15 protein-coding genes are annotated in these 13432 nt (G+C 63.6%); 5 read left to right on the top strand and 10 right to left on the bottom strand.

The annotated features are described in order from the left end of the window. Positions 1–102: 102 nt before the first annotated feature. Entirely contained in the window at positions 103–1437 is a 1335-nt protein-coding gene (locus FXB41_RS30910) for an MFS transporter (protein ID WP_219684465.1), read from the bottom strand. 79 nt (positions 1438–1516) lie between these two features. Between FXB41_RS30910 and FXB41_RS30905 the strand changes: the two genes are divergently transcribed. Next, positions 1517–1945 (top strand): ribosomal maturation YjgA family protein, encoded by a 429-nt coding sequence (locus tag FXB41_RS30905; RefSeq protein WP_219684512.1) that lies wholly within the window; start codon positions 1517–1519, stop codon positions 1943–1945. Positions 1946–2037: 92 nt separating this feature from the next. On the opposite strand, the gene FXB41_RS30900 is transcribed toward FXB41_RS30905, so the two are convergent. From FXB41_RS30900 to FXB41_RS30890, 3 genes are all read right to left on the bottom strand, one after another. Continuing rightward, on the bottom strand, positions 2038–3201 hold the full coding sequence (locus FXB41_RS30900) for a winged helix-turn-helix domain-containing protein (protein ID WP_007595195.1): 1164 nt from the start codon (positions 3199–3201) through the stop codon (positions 2038–2040). Positions 3202–3317: 116 nt separating this feature from the next. Then, positions 3318–3566, bottom strand: coding sequence for a hypothetical protein (locus FXB41_RS30895; RefSeq protein WP_007595197.1), 249 nt, complete (start codon positions 3564–3566; stop codon positions 3318–3320). A gap of 119 nt (positions 3567–3685) precedes the next feature. After that, a complete protein-coding gene (locus tag FXB41_RS30890; protein WP_018455000.1) occupies positions 3686–3931 on the bottom strand; it encodes a hypothetical protein in 246 nt (81 codons plus the stop codon). Positions 3932–4433: 502 nt separating this feature from the next. Here FXB41_RS30890 and FXB41_RS30885 point away from each other — a divergent pair. Beyond that, positions 4434–5075: an OmpA family protein gene (locus tag FXB41_RS30885; RefSeq protein WP_219684464.1), complete on the top strand. Its 642-nt coding sequence runs from the start codon at positions 4434–4436 to the stop codon at positions 5073–5075. 56 nt (positions 5076–5131) lie between these two features. Here the strand turns inward: FXB41_RS30885 and FXB41_RS30880 are convergent, their stop codons facing one another. Next, a complete protein-coding gene (locus FXB41_RS30880) occupies positions 5132–6562 on the bottom strand; it encodes a phospholipid carrier-dependent glycosyltransferase (protein ID WP_035993302.1) in 1431 nt (476 codons plus the stop codon). Positions 6563–6613: 51 nt separating this feature from the next. Between FXB41_RS30880 and FXB41_RS30875 the strand changes: the two genes are divergently transcribed. After that, a complete protein-coding gene (locus FXB41_RS30875; RefSeq protein ID WP_007595209.1) occupies positions 6614–7315 on the top strand; it encodes a FecR family protein in 702 nt (233 codons plus the stop codon). Positions 7316–7317: 2 nt separating this feature from the next. Beyond that, positions 7318–8481 carry a hypothetical protein gene (locus tag FXB41_RS30870; protein ID WP_219684463.1) on the top strand — a complete coding sequence of 388 codons (1164 nt, stop codon included), beginning with the start codon at positions 7318–7320 and terminating at the stop codon, positions 8479–8481. 124 nt (positions 8482–8605) lie between these two features. Here the strand turns inward: FXB41_RS30870 and FXB41_RS30865 are convergent, their stop codons facing one another. From FXB41_RS30865 to FXB41_RS30855, 3 genes are all read right to left on the bottom strand, one after another. Then, positions 8606–9094, bottom strand: a complete 489-nt coding sequence (locus FXB41_RS30865) for a VOC family protein (RefSeq protein ID WP_219684462.1) — start codon at positions 9092–9094, stop codon at positions 8606–8608. A gap of 40 nt (positions 9095–9134) precedes the next feature. After that, positions 9135–9563, bottom strand: coding sequence for a VOC family protein (locus FXB41_RS30860; RefSeq protein ID WP_219684461.1), 429 nt, complete (start codon positions 9561–9563; stop codon positions 9135–9137). Between the two features lie 131 nt (positions 9564–9694). Continuing rightward, the gene (locus FXB41_RS30855; protein WP_007595213.1) at positions 9695–10207 is read right to left on the bottom strand and encodes a cupin domain-containing protein; all 513 of its coding nucleotides are present in this window, start codon (positions 10205–10207) and stop codon (positions 9695–9697) included. Positions 10208–10335: 128 nt separating this feature from the next. On the opposite strand from FXB41_RS30855, the gene FXB41_RS30850 reads away from it, so the two are divergent. Continuing rightward, positions 10336–10554, top strand: coding sequence for a CsbD family protein (locus FXB41_RS30850; RefSeq protein ID WP_007595214.1), 219 nt, complete (start codon positions 10336–10338; stop codon positions 10552–10554). A 58-nt stretch (positions 10555–10612) separates the two neighbouring features. On the opposite strand, the gene FXB41_RS30845 is transcribed toward FXB41_RS30850, so the two are convergent. Together FXB41_RS30845 and FXB41_RS30840 are read right to left on the bottom strand one after the other, a co-directional pair. Further along, on the bottom strand, positions 10613–11077 hold the full coding sequence (locus tag FXB41_RS30845) for an FKBP-type peptidyl-prolyl cis-trans isomerase (protein WP_219684460.1): 465 nt from the start codon (positions 11075–11077) through the stop codon (positions 10613–10615). A 62-nt stretch (positions 11078–11139) separates the two neighbouring features. Then, a complete protein-coding gene (locus FXB41_RS30840; RefSeq protein WP_219684459.1) occupies positions 11140–13431 on the bottom strand; it encodes a xanthine dehydrogenase family protein molybdopterin-binding subunit in 2292 nt (763 codons plus the stop codon). Position 13432: the final 1 nt, after the last annotated feature.

Raw genomic sequence — 13432 nt, 5'->3', positions numbered from 1 at the left:
CTGGCGGAAGCCTGGACTGTTCGAAGAAAGCGTCGCACCGCAGGTCCCCCAGAGGGCCGCGTGGAAATAGGCCCTGGCTTTCGCGGAGGCGACATTTCGAGGCTATCGCCGCCCCTGCTCCGCGAACTCGTGCTTGCTTTCGTGACCGCCGATGAAGACCAGGATGCCGGCGATCAGCGGCAGCACCGCGAGCACGAGCAGTCCGGTCGAGGTCTGGCCGGTGGCTTCCTTGACCCAGCCGATCAGATAGGGCCCACCGAAGCCGGCGAGATTCCCGATCGAGTTGATCAAGGCGATGGCACCGGCCGCCGCCGTGCCGGAGAGCCAGGCGGTGGGCAAGGTCCAGAACACCCCGAAGCAGCAGAACACGCCGATCGCGGCCACCGTCAGCACCATCATCGTCAGGGTGGGGTCGGTGAGATAGGAGGAGACGCCGAGAGCGACGGCGGTGAGCAGCAACGGCGCGCCGACATGCATCACGCGCTCGCGCGTGGCATCGGAATGCCGTGCCCACAGGATCATCGCGATGGTGCCGAACAGATACGGGATGGCGGTGACGAAGCCGGTCTGGGCGTTGGTGAGGCCGAACGCCTTGACGATCTGCGGCAACCAGAACTGCATGCCATACAGCGCGCCAACGAAGCCGAAATAGACCAGGGCGAGCATGATCACCTTCGGTGAGGTCAGCGCCTCACTGAGCGACAAATGCTTCACCGCCTGCTTGGCCGCGATCTCGGCATCGAGCTTGGTCTTGAGCCAGGCCTTCTGCTCGGCCGAGAGCCAATCCGCCTTCTCCGGCCTGTCGGTGAGATAGAACCAGGTGACGATGCCGAGCAGCACAGACGGAATGCCCTCGATGATGAACAGCCACTGCCAGCCCTTCAGGCCCATCGCGCCGTCGAGGCCGAGCAGCAGGCCCGAGACCGGCGCGCCGATCAAGGTGGAGACCGGCACGGCGATGGCGAAGGCCGCGAGGAAGCGGGCGCGGTATTCGGCCGGATACCAATAGGTGAGATAGAGGATGATGCCGGGGAAGAAGCCGGCCTCGGCGACGCCGAGCAGGAAGCGCAGCACGTAGAAGCTCGTGACGCCGCTCGTGAGCGCCATCAGCGCCGAGATGATGCCCCAGGTCACCATGATGCGGGCGATCCAGCGGCTGGCGCCGAACTTCTCCAGCGCCAGATTGCTCGGCACCTCGAAGATGAAATAGCCGATGAAGAAGATGCCTGCGCCCCAGGAGAAGATCAGCGGCGTGAATTTCAGCTCGGCATTCATGGTCAGCGCGGCGAAACCGAGATTGACGCGGTCGAGATAGGAGAAGAAGTAGGCCAGCACCAGGAATGGGATCAGGCGCCAGGAGATGGCACGAATCGTCGAGGTCTCGATTTCCAACTTGGCTGCGCCGGTCGAACCGGCATAGGTCGTGGTCTGGCTCATGGCTTCCCCCGGGGTTGTTGCTTTTATGGGCTGATCGGGGGTTTTGAGCATCGCCGCGAAAGAGTCAATGGAGCAAGCAATGCACGAGGCGCAACCGGTCAAACCCATTGCGCCACTTCGGACATCGCTGATCCGCGCCGGTCTGGCGCTGGCGGTTATTGCCTGCGGACTCTCGCTGCGCTGGTACGGCTTTCCGATCGGCCTGCCGGCCTTCGTGGTGAAGTACGGCGGCTCGCTGCTATGGGCAACGATGGTGTTTCTGCTGGTCGGCGTTTTGCTGCCGCGGCTGCCACGGGCGCGGATGGCGGCCATCGCGACCGTGATCGCGGTCGTGGTCGAATTCTCCCGGCTGGTGCACATGCCCTGGCTCGACGCGTTCCGGTTGACCACGGCCGGGGCGCTGCTGCTCGGGCGCATCTTCTCGCCATGGAATTTGCTGGCGTATGCGGTTGGGATTGCGTTCGGCGTTTGGATTGATCGGCTCGCCAGGGTGCGTACGGTGGGTTAGCGCAGCGTAACCCACCACTGTTTGTCTCCGCGGAAGTGAAAGAGGTGGATTACGCTTCGCTAATCCACCCTACAGACCGACGAGGGCGCATTTCACTCCGCCAATTGAAACTTCTCAAACCGATCGAGCTCCTCCTCGATCTTTTGCTTGAGCTCCTTGCGCCCCGCGGTCTTCTTTCCCTTGCCGACCCAGGTCCATTTCTGCATCAGAAGCTTCTTTGCCTGCCGGTCGGTCTTCAGATCGAGCGCGGCGACGATCTCGTCGCCGACCAGCACGGGCAGCGCGAAATAGCCGAGCTTGCGTTTGGCCTTCGGCACATAGGCCTCGAACAAATGGTTGTAGCCGAAGATGAGATTGGTGCGCTTGCGCTGGATGATCAGCGGATCGAACGGCGATAGGATGTGAACGAGATCAGGTGGCGCGCGCTCGCCCGGCTCGAGCGCAGCCGGCAGTGCCCAGTGCTGCTGCTTGCCGGCATCGTCGATGGCGACAGGCACGAGCTCGCCACGGCGGACGCGCGAGGCGATCAGGGCAGCCACCGCCGTCTTGCGCGGCGCGTCGAGATGGCAGACCGAATCGAGGCTCACGACACCTTGCGATCGCAGCGCGCGATCGAGCAGATAGGCCGTAATGTCCTTTGCCGACGCCGGCTTCGGCAGCTTGTCCCAGCCGAAATGGCGCGTCATCAGCTCATAGGTCTTGAGCATGCCCTGGCGCTCGCTGACGGTCACGGCGCCCGTATAGAAGGCGAGTTGCAACGCCCGCTTCGAGGGTTTTCGGCTTTGCCACAGATGCTCCTTCTCGGTGAGCACGTCGTCCTCGATGTCGCGGATCGTCAGCGGGCCGGCGCGCACCAGCCGCATCACCTTGCGCATGTCGGCAGGCTTCACCGAGGCGAACCATTTGTGCCCCTCACGGCGGTGCTCGCGCATCGCCGGCAGGAAGAAGCGGAAGTCGCCGGCCGGCACGTAAGAGAGCGCATGCGTCCAATATTCAAACACGCTCTTGTCGACGCTCTGGGCGTGGCGCAGATCGGCGCGGCGGTAGGACGGGATGCGGCTGAACAGGATGTGATGATGGCAGCGCTCGATCACGTTGATGGTATCGATCTGCACATAGCCGAGATGGGCGACCGCGTCGGAGACGGCTTGCGCGCCGTCACCGAACGGCGCGCGCTCGTCCAGCCGCTGGGCATGAAGCCAGATTTGCCGGGCCTGTGTCGTGGTGAGTGGAATCGGTTTGGGCGCGCGGGACATTGCGGAATGCAGTGTAGCGGGATTCGCATCCAGGCAAGAAGCCGATCAAGGAGCGGACAAGGAAAAACCGCCCTGCCATCTGCTGACAGCGCGGTCGGAAGGTGCGCTACCCGCGCCTACTTCATCGACATGGCCTTCTGCGCCTTCATGTAATGCATGCAGGCGCTTTTCATCTTGCCGTTGCTCATGTCGGTGTTGGCCATGGCCATTTCCTTGTTCATGGCCGTCTTGGCTGGCGTATCCGCCGTGCCGCCCATCATGGCGGCGGACTTCATCATATTATCGCTGGTGCACGCCATCATCGCGGCGGATGCAGGGGAAACGGCGAACGCGACCAAAGCTGCGGCTGTGAGCAATATTTTCATCGAAAGGTCTCCTCCGTAAAACGAAACCGGCGTCATACCGGCCTTCGCATTACGTATTCTCCGGCGAAGACGTTTCGGGGAGAAGAAAATCTTCTTGCTGCGGTGCGAAGGCGGAGCGCTCAGCGCCCGGCTTTCGGGGCTTTGGACCGGTCGCCAACGCTGCCTGTGGCGACATCGGGTTCGCACGAGGCCTTGCCGCGCTCCTCCGCCTGGCAGCGATAGACGTTGCCGGTGAGGCGATCGACCAGCCACATGTTCTCGTCGGTCGGCGCTTGAAGCCCGACATAGCGGGAGGTCAGCCCCGTGATCAGCGTCGACAGCAGGATCGCCACCGCGATCATCGCGGCCCCGATGTAAATGGGCATGGAATTCAGGGACACGGTCCGATCTGGCGGGCCACTGCGATAGAACTGATAATCACTTGGCCTCGGCACTGGCTGGAACTCGGCTCCCTTCGTTGCGCTTGTCGGAGGCTCCGCCCTAGGCGTCCATCTGGCCGAAAAATTGTCCGCAGACAGGCCATCACGCGACGGCTTTGCGACAATCGGTCAGCAGAGGTTTCCCTGAGTGAACCGGGGCCCCGAGTGGCACTTGGGCGCGGCGGTCCTCAGTGATGCGGATCACGACAGGACTGCGACGGCTCGAACGCTCGCGGGGCAGCGTGCGACCACTCTCTTCACGCGTCAGCGTCGGTCCTCGGAGTGGACCGCGGGTCGGCCCTCCATGAACCCGAAACCGCTTGAAATTCGCTGCCATGGCCTCGGAGGGCCCCGTTTCCACTGTGACCAAGATCACACCAGGGGTTTTGAACCTGCCCTATGCTTGCAGCATCAAATAGCCATCAGGCGTCACAACGAGGATACGACAATGACTAGTTTCAATAAGTCTTTTGCACTGAAGGCGATGACCCTCTCGGCCATTCTGTCGATGACAGCCGGCTTGGCTATGGCCGGCGACGGCAATGTCTCGACCAACCAGATCCTGGATGCATTGAAGCCGAAGGCCGCGACCCGCGGGCTCTCCGCAGGTCCGCAGGTCGATCCGGCGGTGCAGGCCAAGGAATCGACGTTCCTGAACACCGTACGCAACCGCTCGACGCGGTCGCTGTCGACGGGTGAGCGCGAGCAGATTGCCGAGCTCGCCGCGACCAAGCCGAAGATCGATCTGGAGATCCAGTTCGACTACAACTCGGCCGACATCGCCAAGACGTCGGTGCCGTCGGTGCAGGCGCTCGGCAAGGCGCTGTCCGATCCCTCGCTGAAGGGCTCGACTTTCGTGGTCGCCGGCCACACCGATGCGGTCGGCACCGAGGGGTACAATCAGGGGCTCTCCGAGCGGCGGGCTGACACCATCAAGAAGTATTTGGTGCAGAACTACGGACTCACCGGCACCGATCTCGTCACCGTCGGCTACGGCAAGACCAAGCTGAAGGATGCCGCCAACGGCGCCGACCCGATCAACCGCCGCGTCCAGGTCGTGAACATGGACACCCAGACCGCGTCAAAGTAATTCCCAGGTCACCGCCCATAAAGGCGCCGCCTGTCGTTCCCCGGCAGGCGGCGATATCATATCCAGCTCTGGAAGAGCATCAGCCGGTTGAAAGTCTGCATCGACGTGCCGATGAAGGCCGCCGAGATCGGCAGCATGGCGGCAAAGCCGATCGCGGCGACCCCGACATAGGCCCACAGCAGCCAGCGTGGCAGTCCGTCCCGGCGCAGCACATAGACCAGCGCGAGCGACGCCAGGGTCGCAGCCGGCAGATAGTAATAGATGAAGGCGAGCGTGCGCGGCAGCAACGCCCAGGCGAGCCAGCACCCGAAATAGAAGACCGCGATCAGGAACGCATCCCGGCGGCGCGCAACGACGAAGTCGCGCAGCACGACGGCGAGCGCGAGCAGCGCCGGCCACAGCACCAGGGGATTACCGAGGAAGGCGATCGCGGAGACATTGCCGTCCGCGGTCTTGTCGAACAGGAACCATACCGGGCGCGCGAGCAGCGGCCATGACGGCCACGCGCTCATATAAGTGTGGCCGGCGATGGCAGTGGTGGTGTTGTCGGCGAAGATCCGGCGTTGCGCCTCGACCAGATCCGGCAGCGACACGCCGTACAGCGGGACGAAGGCCGCAAGATATGTCATCGCGGGCAGGACGGTGAAGCAGAGCACGACGTGATGTAATCTGAAGTCGGGCCAGAGGTCGGGCCGGTACCAATCCCCCGGCTTCGCGTCGGCAAACAGGGTGTGCCAGCCCTGCATCAGGCGAATCACCGCGACGATGACGATGCAGATTCCGAGTGGAAATAGGCCGCTCCATTTGCAGGCGGCAGCACAGCCGAACAGGCTGCCGGCAGCCGCGAACAACGCATGAGGACGATCCTTTCGAAAACCGTGCATGAAGGCGGCAATTGCGAGCAGGCCGAAGCCGAGCGCAAAAATGTCGAGCATCGCGACGCGCGCCTGCACGTACAGCATCTGATTGCAGCCGGCGATCAGCGCAGCGGCGATCGCAGGCCCTTGCGCGGCGAATAGTGCGAGGCCGCACAGATAGATCGCGACGATCGCGAGCGCGCCGAACAATGTCGCGGGATAGCGCCAGCCCAGCGCGGTGTCGCCGAAGGTCGCTATCGATAGCGCGATCAGCTCTTTCGCCAAAGGCGGATGCATCGGGTTGAGCATCGGTTGCGACATCGTCGGTGCCAGCATCTGCCGCGCCGCCGGCACGTAGTGCACTTCGTCGAAGACGAACTTCTCCGGCGTCGTCAAGCCGATCAGCAGGGCGAGATGCGCGGCCAGGAAAATCGCGACAGCAATCACTGCGCTCCGCGACACCTTCGGAACCGCGGGCAAGTCGAGCGGCATTTGTGGGGATGTTTTGCGTGGCAAATTTGCGTCACCGCCGAGAATAATAGACATCGCAGTTTTCATTGAACGCATTCTGCCGCGACTGTCACTAAGCATAGCGCAGGTCTCGCGCTGCTTGTGATAATTCCGCCACATCGCAAGCGCGCGCGATCCGGTACGATCAGGGACACATCGATCGGTTGCGAAATGAATTTGCGTTTCTGGCTTTTCTCCACGCTGTTGTCGATCGCCTTGTGCGTGGCCCCTTGCGCGCAGGCGCAGACGCGCGTCGGGGAAGCCGTCGTGATCCAGAATGAGGTCGTTCGCGTGGCCGCGACCACGACACCGATCAGCATTGGCGACAGCATGCTGCGGGACGAGACCGTGCGCACCGGCGCCGGCAGCGCAGCGCGCTTCGTGATGGCCGACAGCACCAATCTGTCGCTCGGTCCGAGCGCCACGCTCAAGCTCGACCGCACCGTCTTCAACGACGAGCACAGCTATCGTGACGTTGCGATCCGCATGACGACCGGCGCATTCCGTTTCGTCACCGGACATTCCGAGAAGACCGCCTACAAGATCACGACCCCGCTTGCGACGATCGGCGTGCGCGGTACTACACTCGATATCCTGTCCCAGCGCGGCCGCTCGGTCGTCGTGCTGCAGGACGGCGCCGCCAGTGTCTGCACGACGAGCCAACAGTGCGTGCAGCTCACCCAGCCCGGCGACACCGCAATCATCAGCTCGACCGGCGGCAAGGTCTCCATCAGTAAGACCAATACGCCGCCCTGGACCTTTGCCGCGACCTGCGCCGCGAGCGCGGGACTGTGCGCGGTCAACCAATATGCGGACGCCTCGCCGACCATCACGCCTGCCGTCCACGACGACGGCATGCTGTGCGGACGCTGAAGATGGCGGTATTCAACGTCAGGCGCTTCATCGTCGCGAGCGTGCTGACCGCCGTGTTTGCGTTTGTCGCGTTGGATGCCCGTCCGGCGGCAGCCCAGGGGGCGACGTGCGAATCCGGGTGCGGAGAGCCGACGCCCTCCCCTTCGCCGACATATTCACCCTCTCCAACGACAACCTACAGCCCCTCGCCCGCGCCCAGCCCCTACCCGTCATCGTCGCCGAGCCCTTATCCGTCCTCTTCGCCGAGCCCGACGCCGACACCGACGCCGACCGGCGCGGATTCCAGCGGCGGCTCGATCGGCGACCTCGCCAACCAGCGCTTCAACCAGATGATCACCAACCGAGTGCTCGGCACGGTGCTGCTCGGCGTCAACGAGCAGGTCAATTGCAGCAACTGCGTCAGCGCGTTCGGCTCCGCCGGCTCGTTCTCGGCCGGCATCCACGGCCGCAAGGAGCTGACCAACAATCTGTCGCTGCTCGCCGGCATCGCCTACACGCAATACAGCGAAGGCGGCTACAACATCACCAACGCGCCGATCGGCGCATTCGCGCTACGCTATGACTTCACCGACTGGGGCTCGTCGCGTCCGTTCTTCGACGTCGGCACGATCCTGACGCCGTGGGAGAAGGCGCGCTACACCCGCAGCTACAACACCAGCCTCGGCCCGGTGAGCGTCACGAGTTCGACCAACGCCGCGAACTACGCCGTCTACGGCCGCGCCGGCTGGATGAGCCGCGTGTCGCCCCGCGACGAGGTCGCCGCCTCGATCGAGGTCTGGCAGCTCTGGCAGCGCGTCTCGGGCTACACCGACAGCGCAGTGGCGTTCAATCCGTTCGATGCCAGCATCGCGACCGGCACCGACCGCACCAGCCTGGTCAAGATCGGCGGCCAGTGGACGCATCTCTACGGCAGCAATATCGAGGCCAACATCAATGGCGGCTGGGTGCAGTCGTTCGCTGGCCATAGCGGCATCGTCGCCACCGTGACCGGCGACGGCGTGGTGGTGCCGACCATGGGCAACCAGGGCTGGTTCGAATATGGCGGCCGGCTCGGCTTCCGCATGCAGAAGGGCTGGATCGTGGACCTGTTCGCCAACGGCACGCTCGGCCCGCAGCCAGTGGGTAACACCATCCATGGCGGCGTGGGGCTGCGGATCAATTATTAGCGGCGGGCTCAATCTCGTAGGGTGGGCAAAGCGGAGCGTGCCCACCACTTTCTCTCGCCGAGAAAAAATGGTGGGCACGGCGCAAGCGCGCCTTTGCCCACCCTACGATACTGTGGCTTCCACATCACGCTGCCGACTTGCCCTCGAACGCGCGGCGCAAGGTCTCCACGTCGAGCTTCACCATCTTCATCATGGCCTGCATCGCGCGTGCGGCAGCCGCCTTGTCGGGGCTCGAGAGGAATTCGAATATCACCTTCGGCACGACCTGCCAGGCCACGCCCCAGCGATCCCTGAGCCAGCCGCACTGCTCTTCCTTGCCGCCATGGGCCAGGAACGCATTCCAGACGCTGTCGACCTGGGCCTGATCGTCGCAATGGATCATCAGCGAGATCGCATGGGTGTATTCCATTTTCATGCCGCCGTTGAGCGCGACCAAAGGCTGTCCCGCCACCGAGAATTCGACGACGAGCACGGAGCCTTCCTTGCCGGACGGGCCATCTGAAACGTTGCGCTGAACATGCGTGATCGCCGAATTCGGCACGAGCGAGACGTAGAACTTCGCGGCTTCCTCGGCATCGCCATTGAACCACATGCAGGGAACGACCTTCGACATCGTGAATGCTCCTCTTCAGTTGTGATGTTCGCGCGCTAGATCAGGCGTTCGCCATGTCGGACTGCGCCGGGAAGGCTGCCATGTCCATCCAGTTCACGCCCCACATGTGGCCGTCCGGATCCTCGAAGCTGCGGCCGTACATGAAGCTGTATTCGTCCTTCGGGCTGGGATCGGCCACCCCGCCTGCAGCCGCGGCCCTGCTGACGATATCGTCGACCTCGGTCCGGCTATCGGCGGACAGGCAGAACAGCGCCTGGTTTGAGGTCTTTGCATCCGAGATCGGCTTCGGCGTGAACTGCCGGAATTTCTCGTGGGTCGTCAGCATCGCATAGATGGTCTCGGAAAAGACCATGCAGCTCGCTGTTTCGTCGCTGAATTGCGGGTTCCTGGTCGCACCGACCGCCTCGTAAAAGGCAGTGGCGCGCTTGAGGTCGGTCACGGGCAGATTGAGGAAAATCATCCTGGGCATCGGAGCTCCTTGGGCGGGGTTCTGCCCAAGGACGGATGGCCAAGCGGCGATCCGACACGGCTTCCGGACCTTTTTTGGACCCCTGCCTGCGAGGTTCTGTCGCACAGAACCCGCTGGCTTTCAGGTGTTCCTCACTTCTTCTCGTTCGGATCGCGGTGAATGGGATCGACCCACAGCACGGTCTCGGGCTTCTCGACCGGCTCGATGTCGAGGTTGATCGCCACCGCCTCGCCGTCGCTGCGCACCAGCACACATTCCAGCACCTCGTCCCGGCTGGCGTTGATCTCCTGATGGGGCACGTAGGGCGGGACGAAAATGAAGTCGCCGGGGCCGGCCTCTGCGGTGAATTGGAGGCTCTCGCCCCAGCGCATCCGCGCCTTGCCTTTCACGACGTAGATGACGCTTTCGAGATGGCCATGGTGATGCGCGCCGGTCTTGGCGTCGGGCTTGATGCTGACCGTGCCCGCCCACAATTTCTGCGCACCGACGCGCGCGAAATTGATCGCGGCCGCGCGGTCCATGCCCGCCGTCGACGGCACGTTGGTATCGAGCTGGTTGCCGGGAATGACGCGCACGCCGTCATGTTTCCAGCGATCGTCGTGATCGTGGTCATGGTGGGAATGCGAATGGTCATGACCGGTCATGAGACTTGCTTTCTGTTGGTTCCGTGCGCGGCAAACTAACCCAAAGCCGCGACATCGAGCCATACCAAAATCGGAACCCTCATAACCGTCGAACGTTGTCCTGACGAGCAAACCGCAAGGAGGATTTCATGGGTAGCACGACCGACAAGATCAAGGGCACCGCAAACGAGGCAATGGGAAAGGCCAAACAGGGCATCGGTGAAGCCACCGGTTCCGAGCGCATGAAGGGCGAAGGTGCGGTCCAGGAAGTGAAGGGCAAGGGCCAGCAGGCCATGGGCGATGCCAAGGATGCCGCGAAAGACGCGGTCGATCGCGCTGCGGCTTCGGCCAAGCGCGCGACGGAATAACGAGCATCGCACTCAAAGTGAAAGACCGGCCGAGAGGCCGGTCTTTTTGTTTGCGGGCTTACTTCACCCCGAGCAATTCCACGTCGAACATCAGCGTTGCGTTCGGCGGGATCACGCCGCCTGCGCCACGGGCACCATAGCCGAGCTGCGGCGGAATGATCAGCGTGCGCTTGCCGCCGACCTTCATGGAGGCAACACCCTCGTCCCAGCCGGCGATGACCCGGCCCTTGCCGATCGGGAATTCGAACGGCTCGTTGCGGTCGACCGACGAGTCGAATTTCTTGCCCTTCTGGCCGTTCTCGTAGAGCCAGCCGGTGTAGTGCATCACGCAGATCTGGCCGGGCTTCGGCGAAGCGCCGGTGCCGACGACGCTGTCGGTAATCTGCAAACTTGAAGCTGTGGTCATGGTCTTCCCTGCGGTCTGGGCCGAGGCCGTGGTGGAGACGAAATCGGACACGCCGGCGATCACGGTGATCGCGAGTGCCGACATGATGGCGAGGAGCACGCGCTGTAAACGCTGCATAAGACACCTTACGTTTGAGGCGGAAGGGGTCTAGCGCAACGCCGACGCCGTTGCCACCCCCTTCAGGCCTCGATATTTTCCAGCCGCACGGGCAGCTTGCGGATGCGCTGGCCCGTGGCGTGGTAGATCGCATTGCAGATCGCCGCATTGGTGCCGACATTGGCGAGCTCGCCGAGGCCCTTCACGCCGGCCGGGTTGATGTGATCGTCCTGCTCGGAAAGCAGGATCACCTCGACACCGGGGACGTCGGCATTCACTGGCACGAGATAGTCGGCTAGATTGTCGTTGACGTAACGCGCATTGCGCTCGTCGATCTCGGTGGCCTCCAGCAGTGCCGAGGACATGCCCCAGATCAGGCCGCCCATGAGCTGGCTGCGCGCCGTGCGCGGATTCATGATGCGGCCCGCCGCGAACGCTCCGACCAGCCGGGGGCAGCGGATTTCATGGGTAAAGCGGTTGACGCGGACTTCGACGAACTCGGCACCGAAGGCGTACGCGATCCTGTCCTTCATCTGATGGCCACCGACGAGCCGCGCGTGCCCGCTGTGCATCGCCGTGAATGAATCCAGCGGCGCGCCTTCGGGCTTCCACTCGCCGTATTCCTCGACGATACCGACACCGAGTGCGTCGAAGGCCTTTTCGATATCGAGTGGACGATCGCTCTGCGCCGCCTGCGTGCTCGGCGCCTGGCTGATGCCGACGGTCTCTTTGGCCTTGTCGGCTAGGCTGTCGCTCGGCGTCACGGCCTTGAACAGCCTTTGACGAATTCGGTCGCACACCATCATCACCGCCGAGCAGGTGCTGGCAGTCGAGTTCGAACCGCCGGCAACAGGCGCCGGCGGCAGATCGCTGTCGCCCAGGAACACCGCGACCTTCTCCAGCGGCACGCCGAGCCGCTCGGCCGCGGTCTGGGCGATGACGGTATACGCGCCGGTGCCGATCTCGTGACCGGCGATCTCGACCCGGGTACGGCCGTCGCGCTGGAGGCGGACGCGCGCGGCAGAGGGCGCCATCTGCGTCGGATAGCAGGTGGCGGCACAGCCATAGCCTATCAGCCAGTCGCCGTCCGACATCGATTTCGGCTGCGGCGAACGCTGCGACCAGCCGAACGCCCTGGCGGCCTCGTCGAAGCACGCCATCAAGGACCGCGACGTATAAGGCTTGCCGCCGATCGGCTCCACGGTGGTGTCGTTGATGCGGCGGAGCTCGACGGGGTCCATGTTCAGTTTCACCGCAAGCTCGTCCATCGCGCTCTCAAGCGCGAAGAGATACGGCACCTCCGGCGGTGAGCGCATGAAGCCGGGCGTATTGCGGTCAGCGCGCACGATCGACACCAGACTTGCGACGTTCGGGCAGGCATAGAGCCGCGTCGTCGTCTTCGTGCCGCCGACGCAATAGGCATCCGGACGCGACGAAACCTCCGCGCCGTCGTGCCTCAAAGCCACCAGCTTGCCGTCCCGGCCCGCACCAAGCCTGATCTCGTGGCGCGTCTCGGCCCGGTAGGTGGCGATGGTGAAACCCTGGTCGCGGGTCGGCACCAGCTTGATCGGCCGGTTCAGGCGTTTGGCAATGCCGGCGATGATGGCGGTGCGGGGCGTCATCGAGCCGCGCGAACCAAAGCCCCCGCCGACATAGGGATTGACGACACGGACCTTGTCGGCGTCGATGCCGAGCTGCTCGGCGACGCCGTTCTTCAGGCCGTAGACATACTGGCTGCCCTCGTAGATGACGAGGTTGTCGCCCATCCAGGCGCAGCTCGTCGTAAACAGCTCCATTGGATTGTGGTGCTGGGTCGGCGTGTCATAGGAGGCGGTGAGTTTGACCTCGGCTGCGTCGAACGCCTTGGCGAAATCGCCGACCTCCGGGTCTTCCTTGAACTGTGCGTTCTGTCCCTTTGCCGCCGTCGTGGTGGTCCCCGGCGACTCAAAGCTCGCACTCGGCGCCACGGCCGTGTAGCTGACCTTGACGCGATTGGCGGCCTCGCGCGCCGCCTCGTAACTTTCGGCGATGACGACGGCGATGATCTGGCCATCATGGGCGACGTCGGCTGATTTCAGCGGCTGGATCGTGGTCCCGGCATAGCCGCCATTGCTGAACAGTTTCGATTCCTTCAGCTTCGGAGCGTTCTCGTGCGTGACGATGTCGATCACGCCGCGGACCTGCCTGGCATCGTCGAGATCGAAACCGTCGATGCGGCCCTTGGCGATGGCGCTGGTGACCAGGAATGCGTAGGCTGGATTGTCGAGCGGCATGTCGGACGCATATGTCGCCCGGCCCGTGACCTTTGCGGCCGCGTCATAGCGCGGCACGGGATGGCCCATGTTTGCTTTCGGCTCGGGAGCTGCAGCGGTCATG

This window comes from Bradyrhizobium canariense, assembly GCF_019402665.1.
Taxonomy (GTDB): domain Bacteria; phylum Pseudomonadota; class Alphaproteobacteria; order Rhizobiales; family Xanthobacteraceae; genus Bradyrhizobium; species Bradyrhizobium canariense.
The sequence above is the reverse complement of the archived record's forward strand: the minus strand, read 5'-3'. Positions and strand labels throughout refer to the sequence as shown.

Bases quoted from the DNA above. Each gene is read 5' to 3' on its own strand.
- FXB41_RS30875 (WP_007595209.1), top strand. From the start codon at position 6,614: ATGAATTTGCGTTTCTGGCTTTTCTCCACGCTGTTGTCGATCGCCTTG.
- FXB41_RS30905 (WP_219684512.1), top strand. From the start codon at position 1,517: ATGCACGAGGCGCAACCGGTCAAACCCATTGCGCCACTTCGGACATCG.
- FXB41_RS30895 (WP_007595197.1), bottom strand. From the start codon at position 3,566: ATGAAAATATTGCTCACAGCCGCAGCTTTGGTCGCGTTCGCCGTTTCC.
- FXB41_RS30845 (WP_219684460.1), bottom strand. From the start codon at position 11,077: ATGCAGCGTTTACAGCGCGTGCTCCTCGCCATCATGTCGGCACTCGCG.
- FXB41_RS30890 (WP_018455000.1), bottom strand. From the start codon at position 3,931: ATGCCCATTTACATCGGGGCCGCGATGATCGCGGTGGCGATCCTGCTG.
- FXB41_RS30850 (WP_007595214.1), top strand. From the start codon at position 10,336: ATGGGTAGCACGACCGACAAGATCAAGGGCACCGCAAACGAGGCAATG.
- FXB41_RS30840 (WP_219684459.1), bottom strand. From the start codon at position 13,431: ATGACCGCTGCAGCTCCCGAGCCGAAAGCAAACATGGGCCATCCCGTG.
- FXB41_RS30870 (WP_219684463.1), top strand. From the start codon at position 7,318: ATGGCGGTATTCAACGTCAGGCGCTTCATCGTCGCGAGCGTGCTGACC.
- FXB41_RS30910 (WP_219684465.1), bottom strand. From the start codon at position 1,437: ATGAGCCAGACCACGACCTATGCCGGTTCGACCGGCGCAGCCAAGTTG.
- FXB41_RS30860 (WP_219684461.1), bottom strand. From the start codon at position 9,563: ATGCCCAGGATGATTTTCCTCAATCTGCCCGTGACCGACCTCAAGCGC.
- FXB41_RS30865 (WP_219684462.1), bottom strand. From the start codon at position 9,094: ATGTCGAAGGTCGTTCCCTGCATGTGGTTCAATGGCGATGCCGAGGAA.
- FXB41_RS30885 (WP_219684464.1), top strand. From the start codon at position 4,434: ATGACTAGTTTCAATAAGTCTTTTGCACTGAAGGCGATGACCCTCTCG.
- FXB41_RS30855 (WP_007595213.1), bottom strand. From the start codon at position 10,207: ATGACCGGTCATGACCATTCGCATTCCCACCATGACCACGATCACGAC.
- FXB41_RS30880 (WP_035993302.1), bottom strand. From the start codon at position 6,562: ATGTGGCGGAATTATCACAAGCAGCGCGAGACCTGCGCTATGCTTAGT.
- FXB41_RS30900 (WP_007595195.1), bottom strand. From the start codon at position 3,201: ATGTCCCGCGCGCCCAAACCGATTCCACTCACCACGACACAGGCCCGG.